General features: G+C 40.8%; 23 protein-coding genes and 1 pseudogene. 9 read left to right on the top strand and 15 right to left on the bottom strand.

Features of this window, described 5'->3' with window-relative positions; genetic code table 11:
- Positions 1-121 precede the first annotated feature (121 nt).
- On the top strand, positions 122-2365 hold the full coding sequence (locus tag I593_RS19820) for a collagen-like triple helix repeat-containing protein (RefSeq protein ID WP_016168669.1): 2244 nt from the start codon (positions 122-124) through the stop codon (positions 2363-2365).
- Positions 2366-2406: 41 nt separating this feature from the next.
- Here the strand turns inward: I593_RS19820 and I593_RS16290 are convergent, their stop codons facing one another.
- The 4 genes from I593_RS16290 to serA all read right to left on the bottom strand — a co-directional run bounded on the left by I593_RS16290 (position 2407) and on the right by serA (position 7061).
- Positions 2407-3495 carry a tetratricopeptide repeat-containing glycosyltransferase gene (locus I593_RS16290; protein WP_016168668.1) on the bottom strand — a complete coding sequence of 363 codons (1089 nt, stop codon included), beginning with the start codon at positions 3493-3495 and terminating at the stop codon, positions 2407-2409.
- A 180-nt stretch (positions 3496-3675) separates the two neighbouring features.
- Positions 3676-4563 (bottom strand): EamA family transporter, encoded by an 888-nt coding sequence (locus I593_RS16285; protein ID WP_016168667.1) that lies wholly within the window; start codon positions 4561-4563, stop codon positions 3676-3678.
- 69 nt (positions 4564-4632) lie between these two features.
- A complete protein-coding gene (locus tag I593_RS16280) occupies positions 4633-5538 on the bottom strand; it encodes an EamA family transporter (protein WP_016168666.1) in 906 nt (301 codons plus the stop codon).
- Positions 5539-5828: 290 nt separating this feature from the next.
- Entirely contained in the window at positions 5829-7061 is a 1233-nt protein-coding gene (gene serA / locus I593_RS16275) for a phosphoglycerate dehydrogenase (RefSeq protein ID WP_016168665.1), read from the bottom strand.
- A gap of 355 nt (positions 7062-7416) precedes the next feature.
- On the opposite strand from serA, the gene I593_RS16270 reads away from it, so the two are divergent.
- From I593_RS16270 to craA, 5 genes and pseudogenes are all read left to right on the top strand, one after another.
- Positions 7417-8826 carry an FAD-binding oxidoreductase gene (locus I593_RS16270; RefSeq protein WP_016168664.1) on the top strand — a complete coding sequence of 470 codons (1410 nt, stop codon included), beginning with the start codon at positions 7417-7419 and terminating at the stop codon, positions 8824-8826.
- A gap of 180 nt (positions 8827-9006) precedes the next feature.
- Positions 9007-9378 carry a hypothetical protein gene (locus I593_RS16265; RefSeq protein ID WP_016168663.1) on the top strand — a complete coding sequence of 124 codons (372 nt, stop codon included), beginning with the start codon at positions 9007-9009 and terminating at the stop codon, positions 9376-9378.
- 147 nt (positions 9379-9525) lie between these two features.
- Positions 9526-10389, top strand: a complete 864-nt coding sequence (locus tag I593_RS16260; RefSeq protein WP_016168662.1) for a hypothetical protein — start codon at positions 9526-9528, stop codon at positions 10387-10389.
- A 334-nt stretch (positions 10390-10723) separates the two neighbouring features.
- Positions 10724-10950: pseudogene (locus tag I593_RS20920) on the top strand (multidrug transporter MdfA); the annotation flags it as partial.
- Positions 10951-11265: 315 nt separating this feature from the next.
- Positions 11266-12495, top strand: coding sequence for a chloramphenicol efflux MFS transporter CraA (craA, locus tag I593_RS16255; RefSeq protein ID WP_016168660.1), 1230 nt, complete (start codon positions 11266-11268; stop codon positions 12493-12495).
- A gap of 77 nt (positions 12496-12572) precedes the next feature.
- Here craA and I593_RS16250 read toward each other — a convergent pair whose 3' ends face one another.
- The 5 genes from I593_RS16250 to I593_RS16230 all read right to left on the bottom strand — a co-directional run bounded on the left by I593_RS16250 (position 12573) and on the right by I593_RS16230 (position 18004).
- A complete protein-coding gene (locus tag I593_RS16250; RefSeq protein ID WP_016168659.1) occupies positions 12573-12857 on the bottom strand; it encodes a DUF3817 domain-containing protein in 285 nt (94 codons plus the stop codon).
- A 158-nt stretch (positions 12858-13015) separates the two neighbouring features.
- Positions 13016-15166 (bottom strand): YccS family putative transporter, encoded by a 2151-nt coding sequence (yccS, locus tag I593_RS16245; protein WP_016168658.1) that lies wholly within the window; start codon positions 15164-15166, stop codon positions 13016-13018.
- 250 nt (positions 15167-15416) lie between these two features.
- Positions 15417-15965 (bottom strand): superoxide dismutase family protein, encoded by a 549-nt coding sequence (sodC, locus tag I593_RS16240; protein WP_016168657.1) that lies wholly within the window; start codon positions 15963-15965, stop codon positions 15417-15419.
- 145 nt (positions 15966-16110) lie between these two features.
- Positions 16111-17241 (bottom strand): AI-2E family transporter, encoded by a 1131-nt coding sequence (locus I593_RS16235; RefSeq protein ID WP_026440952.1) that lies wholly within the window; start codon positions 17239-17241, stop codon positions 16111-16113.
- A 118-nt stretch (positions 17242-17359) separates the two neighbouring features.
- The gene (locus tag I593_RS16230; protein ID WP_016168655.1) at positions 17360-18004 is read right to left on the bottom strand and encodes a ParA family protein; all 645 of its coding nucleotides are present in this window, start codon (positions 18002-18004) and stop codon (positions 17360-17362) included.
- 111 nt (positions 18005-18115) lie between these two features.
- Between I593_RS16230 and I593_RS16225 the strand changes: the two genes are divergently transcribed.
- On the top strand, positions 18116-18586 hold the full coding sequence (locus I593_RS16225; RefSeq protein ID WP_016168654.1) for a Holliday junction resolvase-like protein: 471 nt from the start codon (positions 18116-18118) through the stop codon (positions 18584-18586).
- A gap of 31 nt (positions 18587-18617) precedes the next feature.
- On the opposite strand, the gene I593_RS16220 is transcribed toward I593_RS16225, so the two are convergent.
- Positions 18618-19250, bottom strand: coding sequence for a class I SAM-dependent methyltransferase (locus I593_RS16220; protein ID WP_016168653.1), 633 nt, complete (start codon positions 19248-19250; stop codon positions 18618-18620).
- A 190-nt stretch (positions 19251-19440) separates the two neighbouring features.
- Here I593_RS16220 and I593_RS16215 point away from each other — a divergent pair, with 190 nt between their 5' ends.
- Entirely contained in the window at positions 19441-19962 is a 522-nt protein-coding gene (locus I593_RS16215; protein ID WP_409360596.1) for a hypothetical protein, read from the top strand.
- An 87-nt stretch (positions 19963-20049) separates the two neighbouring features.
- Here the strand turns inward: I593_RS16215 and I593_RS16210 are convergent, their stop codons facing one another.
- Positions 20050-20382 (bottom strand): HopJ type III effector protein, encoded by a 333-nt coding sequence (locus I593_RS16210; protein ID WP_016168651.1) that lies wholly within the window; start codon positions 20380-20382, stop codon positions 20050-20052.
- 163 nt (positions 20383-20545) lie between these two features.
- Here I593_RS16210 and crcB point away from each other — a divergent pair, with 163 nt between their 5' ends.
- Entirely contained in the window at positions 20546-20929 is a 384-nt protein-coding gene (crcB, locus tag I593_RS16205) for a fluoride efflux transporter CrcB (RefSeq protein WP_026440953.1), read from the top strand.
- Positions 20930-21018: 89 nt separating this feature from the next.
- Here the strand turns inward: crcB and I593_RS16200 are convergent, their stop codons facing one another.
- The 4 genes from I593_RS16200 to I593_RS16185 all read right to left on the bottom strand — a co-directional run bounded on the left by I593_RS16200 (position 21019) and on the right by I593_RS16185 (position 24834).
- Entirely contained in the window at positions 21019-21273 is a 255-nt protein-coding gene (locus I593_RS16200) for a type B 50S ribosomal protein L31 (protein WP_016168649.1), read from the bottom strand.
- Positions 21274-21370: 97 nt separating this feature from the next.
- A complete protein-coding gene (locus I593_RS16195; protein WP_016168648.1) occupies positions 21371-22675 on the bottom strand; it encodes an ABC1 kinase family protein in 1305 nt (434 codons plus the stop codon).
- 306 nt (positions 22676-22981) lie between these two features.
- Positions 22982-24280: an MATE family efflux transporter gene (locus I593_RS16190; protein WP_042068984.1), complete on the bottom strand. Its 1299-nt coding sequence runs from the start codon at positions 24278-24280 to the stop codon at positions 22982-22984.
- Between the two features lie 92 nt (positions 24281-24372).
- Positions 24373-24834 (bottom strand): DMT family transporter, encoded by a 462-nt coding sequence (locus tag I593_RS16185; protein WP_016168646.1) that lies wholly within the window; start codon positions 24832-24834, stop codon positions 24373-24375.
- Positions 24835-24908: the final 74 nt, after the last annotated feature.

Below are 24908 nucleotides of genomic sequence, written 5' to 3'. Positions count from 1 at the left end.
TAGCCATAACGATTTTTTTGCTGCAGATAACTATTTGAATAGACATTAGAAGATTCATCAAGAAATAAGCTCTTAGAGATCGTAAGTATTATAGATTTTGTTGAAAAACTATGGGGTAAAAATGAGAAAAGTTAATGTTGTTTATCAGGGACAAGGTTTAGTTAAAAAAACGGCATTGAGTGCCATGATTCTTGGGGCTGTATTGGTACTTAGTGCATGTGAGGATACCAAACATATTACAGAGACCATAACCGTGACTAACTCCGTCAATTCTGTGAGTAGTGGAACAGGTGCGCCGAAAGCCGATATTGGGGTAGATGGTGGTTTTTACATCGACACTGATGCTTATGTAATGTACGGACCGAAAAAGAATGGCACTTGGCCAGCTGTAGGTGTTGCTTTGGTAGGTGCCGCAGGGGCAAACGGGGCAAATGGTTATAGTGTTTTAAGTGGGAAAGGGGCTCCTGCGCTTACAACAGGTCAAATTGGTGATTTCTATATCGATACTGATGGCGTTATTTTATATGGTGCTAAAACTAGTGCTGGTTGGCCTACCACAGGGATTTCGTTGATAGGTGCGACTGGTTCTCCTGGTCAGAATGGTGCAACAGGATCGGCAGGTCAAAATGGAGCTACAGGAGCACAAGGAGTTGCAGGATTTTCAATCCGTAGTGGTCAAGGAGCACCATCCGCAAGTGAGGGAAATGTTGGTGATATATATGTAGATGTTACCAATGGTCGATTGTATGCTGCAAAAACAACAAGTGGTTGGAACTATTCAAATTATAGTTCATTAGTTGGAAGCACAGGAGCGACAGGTGCCACAGGTGCAGCAGGTCAAAATGGCGCAACAGGTGCGACAGGTGCCACAGGTACAGCAGGTCAAAATGGAGCAACAGGAGCAACAGGAGCGACAGGTGCCACAGGGGCAGCAGGTCAGAATGGTACAACAGGAGCGACGGGTGCCACAGGTGCAGCGGGTCAGAATGGAGCTACAGGAGCGACGGGTGCCACAGGTGCAGCAGGTCAAAATGGCGCTACAGGAGCGACAGGCACCGCAGGATCTGATGGACGTACTATCTTAAATGCGGCAAGAGCACCCCTCGCTTCAGATGGTGAGGATGGTGATTTTTATATTGATACAACCAGCAATATTTTTTATGGACCAAAAACAGCAGGAGCTTGGGGTGCTGGAATAGTATTGCAGGGCGCAACAGGAGCGACAGGTGCAGCAGGTTCAACAATTTTGTCTGGAAGCGGAGCACCGGCTGCAGCTGTTGGCAATACGGGTGACTTATATATAGATACTTTAGATGGTGCGCTATATAGCAAAACCAGTGTAGGTTGGACGTCTTTGGCATTGTCTTTACAAGGTCAAACTGGAGCTACAGGCGCAACGGGTGCCACGGGTCAAACGGGTGCTACAGGCGCAACAGGAGCGACAGGTGCTATAGGTATGGCTGGGAATAAGATTTTCTATGGTAGTACTGCACCATCCTTTATGGTGGGAAATATTGGTGATCTCTATATTGATGCTGATGGAACTTTATATGAAAAAACTGATTTGACCACTTGGGTGTTACGTATATCACTAAAAGGTGAGACGGGTGCAACAGGGGCAACCGGAGCCACAGGCCAAACGGGTGCAACAGGTGCAACGGGAGCGACAGGTGCCACAGGAATAACAGGGGCAACAGGTGCCGCTGGCGTAACGGGAGCGACAGGCGCAACGGGTGCAACTGGGACGATGGTATATACAGGTTCGGCTGTACCTAATAATAGTCAAGGTAATAATGGTGACCTATATATTCAGACAGGTACTGGACTGATCTATAGTAAGTTAGGCGGATCATGGGGAAGTGGTATTGCATTAGGAGGGGGAGCAGGAGCAAGTTTACAATTGTATGTGACTAAACTTACTAACCAGACTTTAAGTCTTCCACCTATAACCCTTATCGATCCAGACAGAGTTACTTTTTCTTCATCTAATAGCATGAATGCAAACTTAACTGGTGGAAACTTTTGGGATGGAACCGTATTTACTGTGGGAACCGCTGGGTTATATCAATTTAATGTTCAGATTGTAACAGATGGTAGCCCACCTCCAGCAGGAGGTGTTGCGAGTGCTGCACTTCCAATGTTGGATATTGGAGATAATAGTTATGATGATAACGATATATTCGGTGTACACGCTGCTTTAACTTCAAGTGTTATGCCAGATGCCTACCGACAACGTGGGATTGTAACTACTACAGTTTATCTAACAGCAGGAACCAGAGTATCGGTAAGAGCCTCTGGAACAACGTCTACAACCCCAGCAGTAATAAGGGCAAATGCTACAACTTTAACCATCACTAAATTATAAGTTTGATATAGTTGTAAAATAAGAGCTTCTAAATGAAGCTCTTATTCTTTATAAAAATGTAAATTGGCAACAATACGTTCTTGTTCAGAAGTGGGAAATTTTTGCTCCATTAAAAGTTTGATCATGGCATTTTTACCGTCTTGCTTATACTTGGCACAATAGGTTGCAGAAACACTCAACTCATCTAAAGATTTCCATGCATAGACACTGTCATCGACAAACAGAATGTCATTTGGAGACTTAATGTTAACTGCCTGCAGTGCAAAGTGGCACGCGGTTTCAAATTGCTTTTGTTCACGATAATAGCGCGCCAGTTCATATAATGGCTCTGCGCGTTGTGGACGGCTGACCCAAGCCTGTAAGTACGCCATATAAATTTGTTCGATGGGTTTGTTGAGCCGTTCGGTTAATTGTGCTGCTCTAAATTGTGCCATCCAACGCTCTTCTTCCCAACCTCCTGCATTAGCACGTCGTTGATAGGCTTCAAGTGCCTGTTGAGGCATGTGTGCATCTTGATAACTCTGTGCGAGATAAAATTGATAGCGTAGATTATCTGGTTCATCCAGAATACCCTGTTTTAAGACTTCAATATCTTTGAGATAGGTTTGCGGGTCATGTCCGCGGGCACTGTCATGTTGTACAAAAATACGTGGACCTTCAAGAGACGTCCATTGATGAGGCGAAGTAGAATCAAGATATTCATGTAATACGCCTTTCCACATCCAAGGCAATTGGGTCGAAATCAGAGCATTGCGTTGATAACGTAAATGATCATAAATGCATTCAAAATAATATGCTGTCCCCGATAATGTACCCCATTGAAATTCCGGTTTTACCAATAAGCTTTCATCGGCATCGATAAACATTAAATAGTCGGCATGGGGAAGGGAAGAATCCTGTGCCAATTGTAAAGCTTCGGTACGATTGAAACCAAAATTGTGCCAAGGGCGTTCAAACAGCTTGCCTGGCAAATCCTGCATAAAGTCCTGAATCAGTTTTTGTGTGCCATCGGTTGACCCCGTATCGACAATCACCCAAGAATGAATCCACGGTTTGACCGATTTTAAACATCGTAAAATCACAGCAGATTCGTTTTTAACGATCATATTGAGGCGAATATGTGGTTGCATTGTTATTCTTATGTTCCCTTCAATCCTTTTGATTATATTAGTTTTTCATTGGGTTGAATTCAAGGATATTCCAGTAAACGTATTATTGTTGAGAGCCTTTGGCGAGATGAAATTCTTTCATTTTAAGAACAGTTGCTGACATGAAAATGTAGCCACTGTTCTTTGGCATTTAATTTGGATTTAAGAGGCTGATACTTTACTAGATTCAGGTGCAGTGCGACTTGCACGGTAGGTGACACCGACTGAAGCGGTCATAATGCAGATTAGAGCTAAAGTTTGCCAAAGGGTGATATGTTCTTTTAACAGCAGCATACCTGCAATTGCTGCTAAAGCAGGAGATAAGCTCGAGAGTGTGCCATAGCTGAGTTTACTCAGACGTTTGAGCGCCATTAAATCAAGGGTATAAGGAATTGCAGTGGCTAAGAGGGCAATCATTAAAGCTTGTGGCCAGTACTGAAATTGCAACATCGCTTCAGGATTACGAATGCTATTAATCGGCAATAAAATTAGCGTTGACAGTACGATGGCGATACTCAGTGCGTGCATCCCCATATTTTGGCGAGCAACTCTTTGACCAAAATAAATATAAAATGCCCAACAAATACCTGCACCTAATGCATATGCTGCACCGATATAAGAAAAATTGTGAGCATGGGTATCTTGCCACGGTACCATTAGAGCAATCCCCGCAATTGCGAGTCCGACCCAAATATAATCACTTTTGTGTTTAATCGAGAGCAGTGCTAAGGTCAGTGGTCCTAAAAACTCTAATCCGACGGCAATGCCTTGCGGTAATTTACCTAAAGAGGCATAAAACAAAACATTCATGACACAGACTGCGGCGCTGTAAAATAATAAGTCTCGCCATTTTAAATGAGGTAGGCGTTGTATGATTTTCCATGAACGGAACATCAACACCACCAAAATAGACGCAAAGCTAAGCCGTAAAGTCACCACAGTAAAAGGGTCTAATGCTTGCATGAGCTGCTTAGCATAAGAGGCACTGACTTGATAGGACAACATGGAAAGTACCATAAATAAGACAGCACTGAGTTGACTGTTGCGCATATCGCTTTTTCTCTACATTTGGGCGGTGGGTCTAATATGAAGTTATTGAGATAATTGGTACAGCTCATCTCAATCGGTTTGGCTTGAAGATGCTAAACTGCTTTGTTTCGCACGTTTGGCTTGTTGGGTCGTATAGGTACAGCCAATCGAAGCTATAATAATGGTGCTTAGGGCTAACCACTGCGTCCAGAGTAATTGTTCATTTAGAAAGACGAAGCCTGATAATGCTGCAATCGCAGGCTCTAGACTCATTAAAGTCCCAAAGCTCATTGCCGTAAGGTTGCGTAAGGCAATCATCTCCAAAGTAAAAGGTAAGGCACTCGCCAGAATGGCCAAGCCAATAAAATAGAATACATTGGAGGGGAGGAAAACATCACTGGTCATACCTGAAAACATCGCGACAGGCATTAAACACAACATGCCGACAAACATACCCAAACATACCGTATGATTGCCTGAAATGCCCGATGGACGTTGACCTGCAATAATATAAACCGCCCAACATGCCCCTGCACCAATCGCGAAGGCAATGCCCGTTAAATCGAGTGATTGTGTGGCTTGGTCAAAAGGAAACAGCAAGATTAAGCCTAAAATTGCCAAACTGACCCAAAGGAAGTCATATTTTTGTCGAGCATAGTACAGGGCGACGCTTAAGGGGCCAATAAATTCAAATGAAACTGCAATGCCCAAAGGGAGCCGTTCAATCGACAAATAAAACAGGCCGTTCATCCCTGCCAGTGCGATGCCATAACTTAAAATGGAAGACCAGCGCACGTTTTTAAAATTAATTTTCCAGATTTGAAAAATAATTGCCAGAATGAGCGCACCAAGCAGCATACGCATGGCAGAAACGGTAAGAACTGGAAATTGCTGAAACAGAATTTTGGCTAATGAGCCGCTACTTTGCACACAAAGCATGGCAACAAAGAGCAGGAAAACCGCTTGCAAATAGGAGGGCGTTTTAAAGTTCAGCATGAGTTAGGACATTTTGTTTTATATCAGATGATCAATTTGTATATTTTTTTCAATCATAACACTGTGCTGGGGAAATAGCTTGTCAGGGATGAACTAAATTAGTGCAATAGATGCAGAACAAAACAAGAGCGTGTTGGTTGGAATACTGAGCTTGAAACAAAATCGATCTATTTCCTGTAGGTAATAGATCGATTTTAAGTTGTGAAATGCGCTTTATTGATTCAATTAAGCGGAGGATGAATCAATAAAAAACCACAGACACAAGTCTGTGGTTTTTCACATCGAATAACTTAGAACAATACGCGAACGCGGATTGTACCTTCAACGTCTTGTAATGTATCAAGTGCTTCTTGAGATGCAGTTGCATCAACATCCATCACTAAATAGCCAACATCACCTTTGGTCATTAAAGACTGACCAGAGATGTTGATGCCGTGTTCAGCAAACAAGTTGTTGATTTTTGAAAGTACGCCAGGCACATTCTTGTGAATGTGAAGTAAGCGGTGTTTACCTTCAGTTAATGGCAACGCAATTTCTGGGAAGTTTACAGCAGATAAGGTCATCCCTTTGTCTGAATAAGAAACGAATTTCTCAGCAACTTCTAAACCAATATTTGCTTGCGCTTCCATGGTCGAACCACCTACGTGCGGGGTTAAGATCACGTTTGGTAGGTTACGTAACGGAGAAATAAATTCTTCACCGTTTGCTTTAGGTTCTTTCGGGAAAACGTCAACCGCAGCACCTGCAAGATGGCCTGATTTTAAGGCATCGGCTAAGTCTTCGATGATGACACATGTACCACGTGCAGCATTGATGAAGATTGAACCTTCTTTCATTTGTGCAAATTGGTCTTTACCGAAGAAGTTACGTGTAGATGGAACATCTGGAACGTGTAAAGAAACCACATCAGCATTAGCAAGAAGTTCACCCATGCTACCGACTTGACGTGCATTACCTAAAGGTAATTTGGTCACTGTATCAAAATAGATAACTTTCATACCCATGCTTTCAGCCAAAACTGAAAGTTGAGAACCGATTGAACCGTAACCTACGATACCTAAAGTTTTACCGCGTGTTTCAAATGAACCTACAGCAGATTTGTTCCAGCCACCTGCATGTGTATCTGTCGATTTTTCAGGTACACGGCGAAGAAGAAGAATAGCTTCTGCAAGTACAAGTTCAGCCACTGAACGAGTATTTGAATATGGTGCGTTAAAGACTGGAATACCGCGAACCATCGCAGCATTTAAGTTCACCTGGTTAGTTCCGATACAGAAACAGCCCACAGCAATCAGTTTGTTTGCTGCTTCAAAAATTTCTTCAGTCAATTGAGTACGGGAACGAATACCAATGAAGTGTGCATCTTTGATCGCTTCTTTCAACGCTTCACCCTCAAGCGCAGTTTTACGATAATCGATGTTGGTGTATCCAGCAGCATTTAAAGTGTCGACTGCGTTTTGGTGAACGCCTTCTAACAACAAGAAACGAATTTTATCTTTAGGCAGGGAAAGATGTTGGCTCATTACGGCTCCGCTACAAAGGCCAAATTTGGTCGCGGTATCATAACATAGGACTTAGGTCGATATACATTTCCTTTATGACCCAGCGATCAGGTATTTTGGTGAAATATGCGTCACAGCCTGTCGTAATCGGTCTAACTAAGCCTGTAATTTACAAGGTAACCTTGTTAAAACGTGATTTTCTGCGGGTTTTATCGAAAAATGGCTTATAATAATGCTCCGTGAAAAATTACGGTGCAGATGAACTGTCCGTTACTTCACGCGCAGTCTAGTTATTGTTCCTTTGTTACGCAGTTTCAGCTGAATAATGCATTAGATTCGACACCACTTGTTTACTTCATTGCAAGGTCTGAAAACGATGAATGCTCCAGTCGCTTTAACCCCAGAGTTGTTGACCCAATTGACCGAAATTGTTGGCGAAAACCGTATTAAAACGGATACCGATAGCCTGCAAAATTGGGGTCGGGATTATACCAAACACTTTGATCCAAACCCATCTGTGATCGTTTTCCCTGCAACGACTGAACAAGTTCAAGCCATTGTTAAACTTGCGAACCAATACAATGTTGCGGTAACCCCATCGGGTGGTCGTACTGGTTTATCTGCGGGTGCTGTAGCAGCTAATGGTGAAATTGTGGTGAGCATGGACAAAATGAACCAGATTCTGGAATTTTTCCCTGCTGACCGCATGGTGCGCGTACAAGCGGGTGTGGTAACTGAACAGCTACAGCGTTATGCTCAAGAACAAGGCATGTACTACCCAGTAGATTTTGCATCTGCAGGTTCTTCACAAATTGGTGGCAATATTGGTACCAATGCGGGCGGCATTAAAGTCATTAAATATGGTATGACTCGTAACTGGGTGTTGGGTTTAACCGTAGTGACGGGTAAAGGCGACATTTTACGTTTAAACAAAGGCATGATTAAAAATGCTACGGGTTATGCGCTACAGCATTTATTTATTGGTGGTGAAGGCACTTTAGGTTTAGTCACTGAAGCTGAAATTAAATTAGAGCGTCAACCGCAAGACCTTCAAGTCATGGTGTTGGGTGTGCCTGATTTTAATGCGGTGATGCCTGTACTACATGCCTTCCAAGCTAAAATTGACCTCACTGCATTTGAATTCTTTGGTGAATTGGCAATGCAGAAAGTTTTAGACAATGGTCATGTACAACGTCCATTTGAAACAGAATGTCCATTCTATGTGTTACTTGAATTTGAAGCGCCGTTTGAGCCCATTATGGACAAAGCGATGGAAATTTTTGAGCATTGCATGGAACAAGGTTGGGTACTGGATGGTGTGTTGAGCCAAAGCCTTGAGCAAGTGGAAAGCTTATGGCGTTTACGTGAAGACATTTCTGAGTCGATTGCGCCATTTACTCCATACAAAAATGATATTTCAGTGTTGATTACGCACGTGCCTGCGTTTATTCAAGAAATTGATAGTATTGTGGCAGAAAATTATCCAGACTTTGAAATCTGTTGGTTTGGTCATATTGGTGACGGTAATTTGCATTTAAATATTCTGAAACCTGCGGATTTAAGCAAAGATGAATTCTTTGCAAAATGTCAGGTGGTGAATAAATACGTATTCGATACTGTGAAAAAATATGATGGTTCTATCTCTGCTGAACACGGTGTGGGCATGACCAAAAAGCCATATTTAGAATATTCACGCAGTGCTGAAGAAATTGAATACATGAAAGCCTTGAAAAAAGTCTTCGATCCAAACGGTATTATGAACCCAGGTAAATTATTCGATTTATAAGTTTATCTCGAATGAAGTACTGAGCACCGTGATGGCAACATTGCGGTGTTTTTTTATTGCAGTAATAAAAAAGATAAAAAATTCAACTCAGAAAAACAATCGCTACATTGTTGCCATAGAGTTATGTGCTTAAGCATTGCATCATTACGGGTAAGTAATGATATCTATGGGGAATTTGTCATGTTGCGTTTAGCCGCGGTTTCAGCTTTGTGTTTGGGTTTATTGGCAGGCTGTGCCACCACTCAGAATTTAGTCAATAAAGTCAGCAGTTCGGACACGCCTTTGGCGCAAGTATTAAAACAACGTCCTGATTTGGTCAAAGAATTATCGACCGTTGAAATTCGTCAATTTTTCAACAGTGTAGAATCACCAACGGCTGCACAAGTCAAAGTGACAGAAACTGGGTTAATGGATGATTCAGTGCGTTCAATTCGTACCATTTATAGTTTTAAGCATGTAGATAATGACTGGAAATTGGTTGAAACCGAAAAGTCTTATCAATGTATGCGTGGTAAAAATACCAAGACTTTCCAGACGGCAGTGTGTTCTTGATGATTTTATATAAATGAATTAAGGGAAAATTAAGCCATTGATAAAGAATGAGTAATAATTTAATGTTTCTATGATTGGTTTTATATTAATCAATTGATTTTTTAAAATTAATGTCGTAAAAAGCACTCTGTTAAAGAGGTTCTTTTTATGGCATTAGCAAAAATATTACAAAAACCTTGGTTAAGTTCAGCTTCTGTTATTTTAACTGGTTTGTATTATGGCACATTGGATATTTGGGGCGACGATTGGAAATGGATTTCTGAACATAAAGATTTGCATGGATATATTTATAGTTTTTTAATGTTAGTCACAATTATATTTGTTTTATGTAAGTGTTTTATTGATATAAAAGAAGAAAAAATTAAGAAAGATAAAGAGGAGTTATTGAAAAAATTTTTAATATTTATAAAAAATGTAGTCCAGGCAAAAAGAACACGTTTTTTTGATAGAGTTTCAAGGATAGAGCAAAGTAAGAGAATTAATTTTTTCGATGAAATTACTCATCCAAAAGATCAGATACGATTCATTATGACGCAGGCTGTAGAGTTTCTTGAGTTTTATGGGGTAAATAGAACGCATATAGAAATGACTGTATTAGGTACTAATAGTGAGTTAGGAACTTGGGAATACGCTTTGGTTTTAGATAGACAAAAGCAATATACTGATCCCAACATCATTATGGCGAACACATCGTTGGCAAAGAGGGTGATTGATAGTGGCGAAAGTACGTTTATTAGCGATTTGAATGAAGGCGTTCAACAGAATTTATTTTACAAATCCAATAGATCTGATAGTGTGAGTAATATAGGTTCTATTTACTGCAAACCTGTAACATTAAAAATTCAAGATAAAACTTACAAATATGTTTTTACTCTAGTATCATACGGCACTTATTTGTGCTCACCAAATGATCAGCAAGAAGCTAACGAATTTGCAACACTTCTTGATGAAATTGGAGATAGAGTGGAATTAGAGCTGTATCTTCTAGCAATGAAACAGCATAAAAAATAAATAGCGGGGATTGAAAATGGCCAAAACTGTTAAAGTTAGAGTTATCGTATCTAACTCATCTGCTACCAATAAAGATTCGTCTAATATCGCAAAAGGTCATAAACATCTAAGTTTTTTGGCAGGATATTTTAAGTCGAATACGTCTACTAAAAAAGAATATAAACCGACTTAGTGATAAATAATTGAATTCTTGTTTATTGTTTGAAAGTAATTTAAAAAACCCACATTAAAGTGGGTTTTTTCATGATCCTAAATTTTTAATAGTATGTGAGGGAGCTTTTTTATTATAAGTTGGTGTCATTTTATTTTATAGAAATCTAATTTTTAAAGATTAATTCAAAAAGCTCAAACAACTATGTTGAACCTTGCCGCTGATGTTTTCTTTAGCCTTAGTGCTGTTCGAGTTAAAATTATTTAGTCCAATCTACCATACTGGCCATCACCAAAGAATTTGGTGTAAGCAGCAGTTGGGCGCCTTCTTCCATTTCTTTTTATTTGCTGGGCGATGTTTGTGTAGCATGGTTGTTGGATTCATTGCAAGATCATCCACAACGCAAAAAAGATACTCTCAAGGTCAAAACAGAAATCTCGGCTTAGCGATCACAACAAAAATTACAATTCCCGACCTATAAACTGCTACACTACACCCACTTGACCTAGTGGGTGTACTAGCTTGAGTGATAAAAAATCTCACAACTGAAATAGCTTGATTTGTCTTAGACACCTTGTGAATACGGTGTATTAAGCCGCTTAACCTAAGCGCATTCAAAAAACGTAATTTAAATAAATCTCTCAGTGCTGGTCATTGGGCTGACGCTTATCTCCCGAAAAAATTGCGTAAGACCTCGACCAGACCATCATGATCTGTAGAAAATAATGCAAAAAGTTCAAACGACCACGTTGAACCGCGCTACGCTGATGTTTCCTTTAGCCTTGGTGCTGTTCGAATTTTCCGTCTATATCGGAAATGATTTAGTTCAACCTGCCATGCTGGCCATCACCAAAGAATTTGGTGTCAGCAGCAGTTGGGCACCTTCTTCCATGTCTTTTTATTTGCTGGGTGGCGCCTGTGTGGCATGGCTGTTGGGTCCATTATCAGATCGATTAGGGCGTAAAAAAGTCCTGCTCACAGGCGTACTGTTTTTTAGCGTCTGTTGTTTACTGATTTTATTGACTCATAATATTGAGCAATTTCTGGCCCTGCGCTTTTTACAAGGCATTGGATTAACCGTGATTTCAGCCGTGGGTTATGCTGCCATTCAGGAAACTTTTGAAGAGCGTGATGCCATTAAAGTCATGGCACTGATGGCTAATATTTCCTTACTTGCACCTTTGCTCGGCCCAGTTTTAGGGGCATTCCTGATTGACCATGTGTCATGGCATTGGGGTTTTATCGGCATTGCTGTATTGGCCTTTCTGAGTTGGTTTGGTTTAAAAGCAAAAATGCCTGCAACACAGCCAACCGTAGTGAAACAGCCATTACGTTATATTTTTTCGGACTTTAAACGCGTCTATCAAAATAAACGGTTTCTTGGTTTAACCTTGGCATTGCCGATGGTCAGTATGCCGTTGATGTTATGGATTGCACTGTCACCTGTGATGTTAGTCGAAGAGCTAGGGCTCAGCAGTTTGCAGTATGGTCTAGCACAGTTCCCTGTATTGGGTGGGTTGATTGCAGGCAATTTAGTGTTGATTAAAATCATTGATCGACTGGCTTTGGGCAAAACAGTGATGATGGGCTTACCGATTATGCTGTTGGGCACGTTGCTGATTCTGGCGGGTATTTTCTGGCGGGATTATTTCCTGCTGTGTTTAATTATCGGTATGACCTTGATCAGCTTTGGTGAGGGGATTAGTTTTTCGGTACTGTACCGTTTTGCTTTAATGTCTTCTGAAGTGTCAAAAGGCACTGTGGCTGCCGCCGTGTCGATGCTGTTGATGTTTAGTTTCTTTTTTATTATTGAAGGGGTGCGTATTCTGTATGAGCAGTACCACTTACTGGCCTATGGCTTGACGTGTTTTGTTTTGATTGCACTGTGGTTTAGTTTCCCACGACGTATGTTGCAACAAGTCTTGTTGGAGCGTAAAGCCAAAGGTGAGTTTTAATTTGCTTAAAACTTTTTGTTCAAACAGGCAGATATTTGCCTGTTTGACTTTTATTGATACTAGGAACATGCAATTGTTTAAGATTCAAATTTCTTTAATTTGTGATCAAAAACAAAGGGACCAAAGGGTAAAATTGAGGCGATAAAGCCCAAAATAAACATTTTAATCGACCATTTCTGTTTTTCGCAGACAATAAATAGCACGGCCAAAAATAGAATAAACAGAATGCCGTGTCCCATGCCGACGAATTTCACTAAGATTGGATTGCCCCAAATATATTTTAAAGGCATGGCAATAAACAGGAGAAGTAGAAAAGATAAGCCTTCTAGAAAACCAACAATACGCAAGGTTTTAATATTCATATTCAAAACAATAAAATTGAGAATGAATCTCGATTCTAGCTGAATCGGGTGAATCTTTATACATAAAATGTGAGGCTAATCGACAAAACTTTAGCTGTCTTCAGTGACCAATCTGAGTGAATCAGCACAAAATTTTGAATGTTTTGTATGATTCATATTTATTTAATTTCTAATGCCAATAAGCGTTGTTTCAGTCTTAATAATTCAGGCAAGGTTTCGAGTAATAGACTCATTTGCTTGAGCACCAATTGCCAATGTTCAGGCAGTTCAGAGTCATTACTCATATATTGAAGTTCATCCAGTTTGCTTTGGATGTGTTGTTGATCCAATTCGTGTTGTAGGATTAAGCTATCTTGTAAGGTCTGTAAACACCATTGCAACAGTTCCAAAATTTTAGGATCTTGAACCTGCTCACGATGGCTGCCCAAAGCAGCAATATAACTGAGTTGGCTATGGCTATAGACTAGATAACGGAAGGCATGTTGAATCAGTTCAGGGTTTGGCTGTGGTTCAGCACTTAGACTGGAAATCATGCTAGACAGTTCAATTTGCGCGTCATGCGCTAAGCGACGCGCCTTACGGTAAGCCATACTGTTGTTTTTACCCTGCTGATATTGCTCCACAATGGCCGTGAAATAATCCAAGGTTGCGTTGCTGCTGTTCAGAATATTTTTAGAAATATTACGGAAATTCCAATCTGGCCAAATGGTGTTGACTGCAAACCATGCAATAAAACAGCCGAGTAGGGTATCTATAATGCGTGGCAAAATGATGTCATAACCTGCACCTTTGAGGTTGAAAATCAGCAACACCATCAAGGTTGCCATGAGTGTGGCTATGGCGTATTTTTGTGAGCGTAAATAGAAAAATGCCACCCCAGATAAAATGGTCAGGATCAGTTGTCCTTCAATACTGGGCACAAAATACAGTAGTGGTATACCCAAAATCACGCCCAAAACTGTTCCGAGGGTTCTCAGCTTTAAACGGCTTTTGGTGGCAAAATAACTGATTTGGCAGACAAATAAACTGGTGAGTAAAATCCAGTAACCATGTTTGGCAAATGGTAATAAAGAAATGGCATAGCCTACCGCAAAGACAAAGGCGATACGCACTGCATGACGAAACAGGGCAGATTGTGGGGTTAAATGTTGACGGAGTTTGAGCCACAGGTCTTGTATGCCATGAATGTCATCATCTAACAGATTTAAATTGTCTTGATGCGTAGAGTAATGCTGTTGGTAATGGTCTTGTTCAATGGCTAAGTTGGAAAATTGTTCTTGGACACTGCGTAAATTTCGTAACACCAAACTCAAGTTTTTGACTTCAATATTATGAGGATGATCTAAAACCCAATGGTGCATGGAATCTTCTAGGTATTGCAAAGCGGATGCATGTGTCGAATCCAATTCAAAAGCCTGTTGCTGCAATATACATTCTGCCAATTTTTGACAGGAGTTGGCTTGCAAACGAATATTTTTTTGAATCCGAAAGATTAAATCGGTGCGGCTAAAGTTGCGATGAATATTCTCGTAATGTAAATAATTGGACGTGGCTTGTTCGTGAATGTCTTGCGCTAGAAAATAAAGATTGAGCCAGTACATGGTTTTTTGATTGGCCCGTGAGGCTTTTAAACGAGTCAGCAATGAGGCTTTGCAATGATTTAAGCGTTGCACCACTTGTGCATTTTGCAGGGAAACCTCAAATAACAGCGTTTCGACATTCTCAATATTATCAGGATCAAACAGTCGCGCTTTTGCTTGTAATAAAGCTGCAAGTTGCTGAAAACTTTGCGCCAAATTATCTTGGACGGCCTGTGTGGGTTTGAGCAAATAGAACAGTATCGAACTGAGTCCGTACCACACCGCACCTAAAACAAAATAACTAGGTTGTTGATACCATGCTTGATATTCACCGAGCCCAAACATAGTGTAAATGGACAGTAAAATGGTGCCAAACGAAATTGTGGCATAGCGTTGCCCTAATGCACCCATCAAAATTAGGAAAGCACTGGATAAAGATAGATAAAGAATAAACAGCAATTTATACGGGGCAAGAAATTCCAGAATACTGCTGACACTAAAAAATAAAATACAGACATAGAACAAATTGCGCAGACGAATACTGAGCCGATCATCGAAATCGGTAAGAGCTGCGGCAATCGCACCCAAAGTGACAGGGACAATTAAAAGTTGATGTCCTGTATAGAACAAACCGAGCGTTGTTCCAGTTAAAACAATCAAAATTTGTAAGCAGTAGACCCAAATAGAATTGGTGAAAAAAGGACGCAGAAACTGACGTAAAGGATTCACAGTATTGTTCTTTATAGAGTGTTATCGTTTTCCACTAGACTGAGCTTTTTTAGCTCAACTGTCAATTCTGGAGTCATTATTGTTCAAGGCTTTAAGCTATTTTTTTCTTTGGCTTTGCCGATTTTATCGCAATTATTTTATCAAAATGCATGTGAATGAGACCAAATTGTGGATAAGTCTAGGTTTATCAACACTGTCGAAATGGTAAACTTGCACTTGTGCATAACCTCGAACTTATCCACAGTTGTCTTTAAATGACACCACAAGCAATACGTTCTCCACCACCACCTAATGGTTTAGGTTGATCGGCATAATTGTCACCACCAGCATGAATCATCAGGGCATGACCTTGAACATCTGCCAATTTTAAGCGTGGTGCAATCAGTTTGAGCTGTGATTGTCCCGCAGAATTGACATGTAATACAGGTAAATCTCCCATGTGACCTGTCATAGGGGTTCCATGGTGGGTAACTTGAGTTGGATTGTAATGCCCACCCGCAGCTAAAGCGGCCACCATTTTGCCATCTTTTTCAGCAGGTTCGCATGAACCTTTTTCGTGGATATGAAAACCATGTGGGCCAGCAGGCAGGTTAGTTAATTGTGTTTGAATGATTAAGCCGACGGGACTGTCCTGTAAGGTCACAGTTCCCACCGAAGCACCAATGCCTTGGGCAGAAACACTGTTTATTTGAACAGTACGAACATTAGACGTAGATTGGGTGGGGGTGGTACTACAACCTGCAATCAGCAGAGCAGTACAAAGCGTGAGTATCCCAGTATTAAAGTAAGCAGTTCGCATTCATGTTCCTTATTCTGTGATCGATGTAAGTGATCACTATTTAATCAGATATCTGGCTTGAATAAAGTATTGATTGCGTTTGGGAATGTATAAGTTTCATCAATAAAAAAGCCAGTTGATATATCACTGGCTTTCAAAGATGGTTTTATTTAGGAGGATCTTTGGGGGGATCAAAGTCATTATCCAGATCATAAGCGAGACTCGCTTTAGGCATCATGAGTGCTTCTTCTTCATGGGTTTCATGTAACCATTCACGCCAAATAGCGAGGAGTACCGCTAAAATTACGGGACCAATAAAAAGTCCAACCAAACCGAAGCTGGCGATACCGCCCAATACCCCAAACATAATCAGTAAGAACGGAATCTGGGTTGCGCCAGAAATGACCAAAGGACGAATCACGTTGTCCGCAGTACTGACAATACAGACGCCCCATGCCATGACACCAATCGCTTCAATAGTTTGTCCTTGAGCAAATAACCAGAGGGCAACAGAGGTATATGCTACAGGAGGACCGAAGGGAATGAGTGCAAGTAAAAAGGTGATAATGGTCAGTACCATCGGATTTGGTACACCTGCAACCAGATAACTCAGACCTGCCAAGAACGATTGGGCAACAGCAGTTAAACCTACACCATAAACCACAGCACGTGTGGTTTCAGAAATGGTATCAATATAATGGTGTACACGTGGACCAATCACCATTTCCAGTGCTTTACTGACTTGATTTAAAATGGTTTGCCCATCGCGGTAAAAGAAAAACAGCGACATGATGGCAAAACACAGTTTAATAATATTTTTACTAATTTCATTCAGTAAAAATTTGCCATAATTCAGATGACCTTGAATCCAATTGGAAATATTCTGAATAATACTGTTTGGGTCTTGATTTAATTCTTTGAGAGTCCGTGTAATTTCTTTACCAATCACAGGCAGGTCACGGATAAATTGTGGGACATTGAAATGCCCAGAAAAGACCTGCTTCTGTAGTTCGTAATAGAGATTACGTCCTTCATGCTGCAAAATAAAAATGGCAAATGTGAGTGGAATTCCAATGACCAAGATAATGAACAAGATCATCAGTGTGGCACTGAGAGTAGAGCGTTGACCACAGGACCGGTAAATTGACTGGTACAGCGGCCAAGTCATATAGGCAATAATCGTAGCCCACAGCACAGGCACAATAAAGTATTTGAGCACATGAAAGCCCAAAAACATCAGGATAAAAAACAATCCAAATAACAAGACTTTCTGTATTGTAGGCGCGTATTGTTGCACTATTTTTCACTGATTAATATTAAAGTTCAAACTCATCTTAACCGAAAACAGCACACTCGAAAATGAGTGCTCGGCAAGTTTCACATAATCTCGACGTGGTTGTGTTATCCCTCAAAAATCAAAACCATTCGCTTGGATCATCAATAATGGCGTTCAATACAGGCTGCCATTGGCTTTGCAGGGTTAAATAGTTTTTCTGAGATTTATCAAATACACTTAAACCTTGCATCGCCAGTTGTCCATAAGCAGTGCGTTCTGAAATCCATGCGATAGGTTGTTGTTCAATTTTGCTGAAGAACTCTTGAATTTCTTTTGAACCCGAAGTATTGGCTTTTACGCGGTTTGCCAATAGCAAAATCTGCACTTTTCCTTTACGAATCCGCTTAATCTCTTGCAAATGCTTTAAGAAGCGACGGGTACTATCAATATCGAAAAATGAAGGCTGCAATGGTGTGATAATGGCATGGGCTTCACTGATTAATTGTTCAGCTTGACTGTCTGATAACGCCCCAGGCGCATCAATGACCAGATACTCAATGTTTTTTGGACTTTCACCCACGGACTTGTCTTGACGCCAATCCAGACTTTGAATATTAGCAGCAGTTTCAGGGCGTTGTTTCAGCCACTGACGTGCAGATTTCTGATTATCCGCATCGGCAAGAGCGACTTTATAGCCTTTTTGAGCTAATGCTGCGGCAAGACTAATCGCTGTGATAGTTTTCCCACAACCCCCTTTCTGATTGGCAATTAAAATTGTTTTCATGACCCTAAAGATTTAATTCTGTTCAGTCCTAGCATATCATTCTTTTGTGCGAAGACTAGGGCACAGGACAAAAGTTGTAAGTCAAAATTTATTTGAAATTAGGATGAATGCATGTCGATTTGGATGGCTATGTTGATAGGGGCATGTATTGGGGTTGTACTGACGACATTAATTTTAAGTCAAACCCGTAACGGTAAAATTAAAGCTGAATATGAACGCTATATTGCAGAGTTGCAATTGGAACATCAGCAAGCCCTTACTCAGGCACAAAAACGCAGTGTAAATACCAGCCGTGCAGTATTAAAAGGCAAAATGGCGGAACAATTTGCCCCGATTTTACCTGAGTTTCAATACTTACCCAGTGATGCCAAGTTTTTAGGTGATCCTGTAGATTATGTGGTCTTTGATGGTTATACCGATTTGCGCGATGGACAAGGCAAAGTTGATGATGTCGAGATTGTACTCATCGATATTAAAAGTGGCGGCGCGCGACTTACTAAAGGTCAGCAAGCGATTGCACAAGCCATTCAGCAAGGTCGAATTCGTTTTGAGACCATTCGGATTGATTTTGAAGACAGTTAACGCAACACCTTAAATATTGTAAGCCCTGCATTTAAGAAGACGGTAATTTTTGCGCACGTGCCAATAACATTTGTTGCCCAATTTTTGGAATGCCTTCAGCATAAAAATAATCATACTGATCGAGCTGAAAACCTGCTTTAGCTAATGCCAGCTCGATATTGCGATTTAGGCGACAACCATCTGCCAAATGTTTCTGAATAGGTGTAATCAGATGTTGCAGTTGGCGAATTTTTTTATTTTCGGTATTAAGTACATGCTCGACCAAATGCAAAGTTCCTGTCGGTTTGAGTACGCGTTGAATTTCTTGCAAGACTTGATCAAGTCGTTTTACGCTACACAAGGTCCAAGTACTGACCACATGGTCGATAGAGTGATCGGCTAAGGGAATATGTTCCGCACGGGCTTGTAAATGTTGAACGTCGATATCACTTGCAAAAATTCGCTCGGATGCCAGTTTAAAAACATCCTGATTTGGTTCAAGGGCATAGAGTAAATCGACATTTTGATAAAATGGTAAATTGATGCCTGTACCAAAGCCAATTTCGAGTACTTCACCTGCAACAGGCAGTAAAAGTTCCCGCCGTTTATCCATTAAACTGGGCGTTTGCATCACCTGATTGAGCAGGTGAGGGAAAATCTGTTGTTGATAAAACTGATAAAGCATGGCGGTATCTGTCCAATTTAAATGGCTGTTGACTTGGTGGGTTGTGACCAAACTCTTCTATATTGTTACCAATTCTGCAAATTTTAAGCTGTTATTCAGGCGTATGATTGACACTAGAACAGGTTTAAAAGCAATACAAGAGGTCGCCATGAACATTCGAATGATCGCACTTTCATTATTCGGTTTGAGTATGTTGAGTACAGGCTCAATGGCATCTTCTGTCGAATATAATATTGCTAAAGGTTTGGCACCAATTATTCAAGATCAATCAATTTCGGTATTGCAGCCCTTTAAGGGGGATTTTCGGATTTTAGGTTCTAAGACCTATACTGATGATGAGCAAGCCAAGTTTTCACCCATCGATTATGCAGTGAGCTGGGGCCTGTTTGCAGAACCTGAAATTGCCCGTCATATTTCGGTTAATCAGTATGACCGCTACTTGAATTGGAAAATGGATAAAGTGCCAGTGCCAACTGAGCAAGCCATGCAAATGGTATCGAATATGCATATTATTCCTGCCAATCCTAAGGTTGCACAGCAAATTCAAAAAGTAAAACGAGGAGATTTGGTGCGCTTACAGGGAGATTTGGTCGAGGTTAAAGACAAAGATCTGGTTTGGCGCTCATCTTTAACGTCCACAGATACTGGCGATGGTGCATGTGAATTATTTCGTGTGAAATCTATTGTTTGGATTGAGAAAGTCAAAGCTTAATTCGATGCGCTCGGGCACTGTTCAACCTTTATTTCATCACGAAGTGCAGGACAAATTTGAACAGTGCTTATATTGATGAACGAGCAATTATTTTGCAGTTAACGCTTGCCCTTCAAACTCAATACCTGCCCAGCCATTTTGCATGAACTGACGAATGTTTTGATGATCTGTTGCTTCAGGCGTTGCCAATACCGCAGCATAGTGCTCTGCAAATAAAGACAAGGTTTGCTCAGGGTTTAAATTATTGAGCTTGGCAAAAGAAAAAACTTTAGCACTGCCTTGGTTTTCGCTTGCAGCATTGCTGTGTTGTCCATTTTTAAACGCAGTTGGGGTGTGGGTATAACGTGCTTCGATATAAGCCAACACATCTGCAAATTTAGCTTCGCCAGATTGTAATTGCGCCAGTAAGTCCTGAGCCATAATGTCCTCAAACACAGTAGAAAATGGGTTCTGACTATAGCAAGTTTTGTCTAAATTCGGATGATTTTTATGTTGGCTCTGTCATGATTTTATCAGAGTGAGCGTTGACAATATCGGATGAGAAGCGGATAACAGGGTTTATTTGAATGAAGATGATCAAGGCATGAATTGGCTATTAGTGGCACTGGGGGGAGCAATCGGTGCTGTTTCTCGTTATGGTTTGGGCAGTTATTTCATTAAATCCAGTTCAACCTTTCCATGGGCAACATGGTGTATTAACTTGCTGGGTTGTTTTTTGGCAGGTGTATTTTTTGCCTTTAGTCAGCAATATCCAACTTTACAGAACAATGCACGTTTATTTTTAATGGTGGGCATTTTAGGAGGCTTCACCACATTTTCTAGTTTCGGCTTAGAAACCTTTAATTTACTGCGCGAAGGACAAGCCATGTGGGCAATTGGCTACGCTGTTTCGAGTGTGATTCTTGGAGTGATTCTTCTGGCCGTAGGCTATGTTATTTTTTCCCATCTATTGTCATTAAAAACTTGAGTAAAAAAAAGAAGTCTAAGTGGAGGATAGAGACTTAGACTTCTGAATAGTTGTAGTTTAGAACGTCAAACTTAAAGCAAGATTAATTTTTAACGATTACGCTGAAAACGTGCAAAACGTTTATTAAAGCTGGCAACGCGACCTTCATTGCTGGCTTGACGTACTTCACCTGTATAAAACGGATGTGAGGCGCTGGAAATATCTAAGCTGACATAGGGATAAACCTGTCCTTGATATTCTTTTTGCTGCGCTGTATGCATGGTACTTCCAATAATAAAGTAAGCATCTGCATTGGTATCATGAAACAGTACTTCACGATATTCGGGATGAATGTTCGGACGCATTTTAAGACTCCTTATTGAATTTAAATTGATATGTTATAATATAACATAAATAATCTAAATAAAAAGACTGATATCATGATCAGTCTTTTATGGAGTTTTATTGGATATGCGGGGAAGGGACAAGTTCTTCAAAAACATCATTTAAATTATCATTTACTTTTAAATGAATCAGATTCCAATAATGTCCAGAGACGGTGCGATTGACCATTAAGGTGTCAGGAGAAGGTTTAAACACATCCCAATATTTCAGGGATGATTTCACCAGTTCCATGCCATCATGATGCGCTGAATTTTCTGCAAAATCATAATGTGTTGTCAGTGGACGCATCAGCACTTCTAACCAAGCTTGATATAGAGGTTCTGGGAATTTGCCTTGTTCAGCAATGGCATGTAAGGCATTCAGTTGCTGTTCAATTTCGGAAATATCCTGTCGACGTGAGGCTTGGATCAATTGTTTGAAATGATGCACAATTTCATTAGACAGCACTTTCACACCGCCGTAATCATAAATAATCACACTGCCATCTTCACGAAATGCGAAGTTACCTGGGTGTGGGTCACAGTGAAAGCGTTTCAGATAAAAAATTTCCTGCCCAATCGCACGTAGTAAGCGTCGTCCCAATTCATTGCGGGTTTGTTGTGGCCAAGTGCTGGCAGTTTCAATACTGTCACCAGCTTCTAAGCTCAAAGTCAGGATATGTCGTGAAGAGTAGTCGGGATAGACCTTGGGAATAATAATTTTACTGTCGAGTTTTTCATGGAAGGTACGTGCGACTTCCAAGTTCTGTGCTTCAATCTGATAATTGAGTTCATTGTCTAAACTGTGTTGGATTTCTTTAAATAAACGATCTTGTAATTTACGATCAACCTTTAATACCCCCATCAGACGCAAGGCGAGTCTTACTTGTTTGAGATCACTCTCACAGGCTTCATCTACGCCAGGATATTGCACCTTCACTACCACTTGTTCACCATGCGGCAAGATGGCTTTATGCACTTGACCAATCGAAGCCGCAGCAAAAGGCTGTTCATCGAAGTGTTTAAAGATTTGATCTAAGGGTTTGCCTAGTTCTTTTTCGACTTGTTTTTTGATTTCGCCAAATGGCATGGCAGGGGCTTGACGTTGCAGTTTGGCAATCGCGCGTGATACTTCAGGCGGGAAAATATCTTTATATTGTGAGGCAATTTGACCGACTTTCATCACGGCGCCTTTCATCTCACCGAGCGTGTCTGCAATTTGAATCCCAATATCCTGAAACAACTGGCTACGTGCCGCATTTTTTTGTTCTTCATCGGCATTAAAGTTTCTAATCGAATTGGACACGGTTTTGGTGGCAATACTTGCTGTCATACTGGCAAGTTTCATAAAGCGACGACCAGGTGTACGAGTCGTTTTGGCCATGCAGTGTACCTCGGAAAGATCTTAATCTTGAGTGTTTTTGATCATAGGCGTTAAAACTAAGTTTGCCTATTTTAAATTGTTAAAAATGCGTGAATATATTTAAATTTTCGCTTCAAATTTTCAACTTTTATGGTTGTTGTTCAGTATTTAAGGCTCAAATACATTGAATTATTTGGCATCAATACAGGATAAAAAAGATCAATAGAATGCTGAAAGCTGTGAAGAGTTTGATTGGAGCAACAGATTGATAGATTTAAAATAAAAGTATTCCCTCGTATTCAAGCTACAAGGGAATATAGTCTTTGATTAAGCCGATTGTTTGAGACGGTGATTATTGAGATAAAGACGGCTGAGCAAGAGCACACAAGCCACAGTTAAACCAACAATCAAGCCTACCCATACGCCTGCTGCTTGCATGGACGTAAAGCGCGCCAAATAAATACCGACAGGAAAAGCCACGACCCAATAGGCTATCATGGTGATCCACATTGGCCCTTTGGTGTCTTGCATACCACGCAAACAGCCCGCAGCACTGACTTGCCATGCATCCATGAGTTGATAGGCGATCGCAAATAAAACCAGATACATTGCAATTTGTGCCACATCATAGTCCGATGTATAAATCGCAATAATTTCGGCACGGAACACCCAAAGTAACAACATGGTAATAAGGGCAAAGCAGGTGCCCGCCGTCAATCCGACAGTTTGAACTTTGCGCATGGCTGCCCAATTTTTCTCACCATAATAGGTTCCAACACGAATGGTGAGTGCAATCGCCAAGGACATTGGAATCATAAATAATTGTGAGGTAATCGAGATTGCAATTTGATGGGCGGCGACAATCGTATCGCCTAATGGACTGAGAATAATCGCCGCAGTACTGAAAATACTGACTTCAAAGAAAATGGCTAAACCAATCGGCAAACCCAATTTTAAAATGCGTTTGATCCAGTAAGGGTTAATTTTTTCCCATAGGGCAAAGACTTGAGTCGATTTATATGCACTGCTTTTAAAAATATAGGTGGCAAGGGTCAAGAACATCAACCATTGCAAAATGGCCGTTGCAAAGCCGCAGCCTGCACTACCCAATTCGGGCACAGGTCCTAAGCCATACATAAACACAAAGTTCAACGGAATCAGTGCGACTAAAGCTAGAAGGCTAATGGCGGTGACAGGTCGTGGATAGCCTAAAGCTTCGGAATAGCCGCGCAGTGCCGCATACATGGTCACGGCAGGCATACCAAAACCAATTGCATGTAAAAACAGGCTGGCTTTGGGTTGCAGGCTTTCAGGTACACCAAATAGTGGCAGTAAAAACGGCATAACCTGTAAAACAAGTCCTGCAATGGTTCCTAAAATAAAAGCGACCCATAGGGACTGCCGAGCAATGGTGGCAATTTTTTCAGGCGTACGAGCGCCTTTGGCTTCCGCCACCAAAGGTGTGGTCGCAATCATGATGCCACTAAACAGCAACATGACAGGAATCCAAAGACCAACAGCAACAGCAATCGAGGCTAAATCGTTTGGCGATAAATGTCCTGCCATAATGGTATCAATTAATCCCAAACCAGCTTGGGCAAATTGCGTCACCAAAATGGGTAACATTAAATGGAAAAGTTGTTTTAATTCATAGCGGGTAGATATGACATTCGACACAAAAATTACTCATCTTCATTATGTGCTTGGTCAGAATAGATTTAGCGTTGTAAAGTGAGAAGCACACCAATAAAAATTACGACGCCGCCGAGTAAACGCTGCCAATTCACAGGCGTTTTGTCGGTACCAAGTAGACCAAAATGGTCAAAAATCATCGATGTCAGAATTTGGCCAAAAATAACCAAACCTGAGAACGTGAGAAAACCTAATTTAGGGGCAGTATAGATGCTTATACTGATGGCATAAACCCCTAAGCATCCACCTAGCCACAAGTACCAAGGAATACTGGAAAAATCTTGTAAATTAGGTTTAGGTACAGGTTGGAATAGCACAAACAACGCTAAGACGATAGTTCCCACAGTAAATGACAGTAATGCTGCTTGTAGTGGGGAGTGTAAATGTTCTCTTAATTGACTGTTAATGGCAGTTTGAAAGGTCATGGCAATACCAATACCGAATGCAAGCGGTAAGAAAAACAGCAATTGACTCGATATTTTCATCATTTTAACCCATTCATTCTTCTTGTCTTTTTATCAGTCTAATCCAAATACACATAGATTTCATAAGTGTCTTGATG

The sequence above is a fragment of the Acinetobacter tandoii DSM 14970 = CIP 107469 genome (assembly GCF_000400735.1).
Lineage (GTDB): Bacteria > Pseudomonadota > Gammaproteobacteria > Pseudomonadales > Moraxellaceae > Acinetobacter > Acinetobacter tandoii.
The sequence above is the reverse complement of the archived record's forward strand: the minus strand, read 5'-3'. Positions and strand labels throughout refer to the sequence as shown.

Bases quoted from the DNA above. Each gene is read 5' to 3' on its own strand.
- I593_RS19820 (WP_016168669.1), top strand. From the start codon at position 122: ATGAGAAAAGTTAATGTTGTTTATCAGGGACAAGGTTTAGTTAAAAAA.
- I593_RS16290 (WP_016168668.1), bottom strand. From the start codon at position 3,495: ATGCAACCACATATTCGCCTCAATATGATCGTTAAAAACGAATCTGCT.
- I593_RS16285 (WP_016168667.1), bottom strand. From the start codon at position 4,563: ATGCGCAACAGTCAACTCAGTGCTGTCTTATTTATGGTACTTTCCATG.
- I593_RS16280 (WP_016168666.1), bottom strand. From the start codon at position 5,538: ATGCTGAACTTTAAAACGCCCTCCTATTTGCAAGCGGTTTTCCTGCTC.
- serA (WP_016168665.1), bottom strand. From the start codon at position 7,061: ATGAGCCAACATCTTTCCCTGCCTAAAGATAAAATTCGTTTCTTGTTG.
- I593_RS16270 (WP_016168664.1), top strand. From the start codon at position 7,417: ATGAATGCTCCAGTCGCTTTAACCCCAGAGTTGTTGACCCAATTGACC.
- I593_RS16265 (WP_016168663.1), top strand. From the start codon at position 9,007: ATGTTGCGTTTAGCCGCGGTTTCAGCTTTGTGTTTGGGTTTATTGGCA.
- I593_RS16260 (WP_016168662.1), top strand. From the start codon at position 9,526: ATGGCATTAGCAAAAATATTACAAAAACCTTGGTTAAGTTCAGCTTCT.
- craA (WP_016168660.1), top strand. From the start codon at position 11,266: ATGCAAAAAGTTCAAACGACCACGTTGAACCGCGCTACGCTGATGTTT.
- I593_RS16250 (WP_016168659.1), bottom strand. From the start codon at position 12,857: ATGAATATTAAAACCTTGCGTATTGTTGGTTTTCTAGAAGGCTTATCT.
- sodC (WP_016168657.1), bottom strand. From the start codon at position 15,965: ATGCGAACTGCTTACTTTAATACTGGGATACTCACGCTTTGTACTGCT.
- I593_RS16230 (WP_016168655.1), bottom strand. From the start codon at position 18,004: ATGAAAACAATTTTAATTGCCAATCAGAAAGGGGGTTGTGGGAAAACT.
- I593_RS16225 (WP_016168654.1), top strand. From the start codon at position 18,116: ATGTCGATTTGGATGGCTATGTTGATAGGGGCATGTATTGGGGTTGTA.
- I593_RS16220 (WP_016168653.1), bottom strand. From the start codon at position 19,250: ATGCTTTATCAGTTTTATCAACAACAGATTTTCCCTCACCTGCTCAAT.
- I593_RS16215 (WP_409360596.1), top strand. From the start codon at position 19,441: ATGTTGAGTACAGGCTCAATGGCATCTTCTGTCGAATATAATATTGCT.
- I593_RS16210 (WP_016168651.1), bottom strand. From the start codon at position 20,382: ATGGCTCAGGACTTACTGGCGCAATTACAATCTGGCGAAGCTAAATTT.
- crcB (WP_026440953.1), top strand. From the start codon at position 20,546: ATGAATTGGCTATTAGTGGCACTGGGGGGAGCAATCGGTGCTGTTTCT.
- I593_RS16200 (WP_016168649.1), bottom strand. From the start codon at position 21,273: ATGCGTCCGAACATTCATCCCGAATATCGTGAAGTACTGTTTCATGAT.
- I593_RS16195 (WP_016168648.1), bottom strand. From the start codon at position 22,675: ATGGCCAAAACGACTCGTACACCTGGTCGTCGCTTTATGAAACTTGCC.
- I593_RS16190 (WP_042068984.1), bottom strand. From the start codon at position 24,280: ATGTTACCCATTTTGGTGACGCAATTTGCCCAAGCTGGTTTGGGATTA.
- I593_RS16185 (WP_016168646.1), bottom strand. From the start codon at position 24,834: ATGATGAAAATATCGAGTCAATTGCTGTTTTTCTTACCGCTTGCATTC.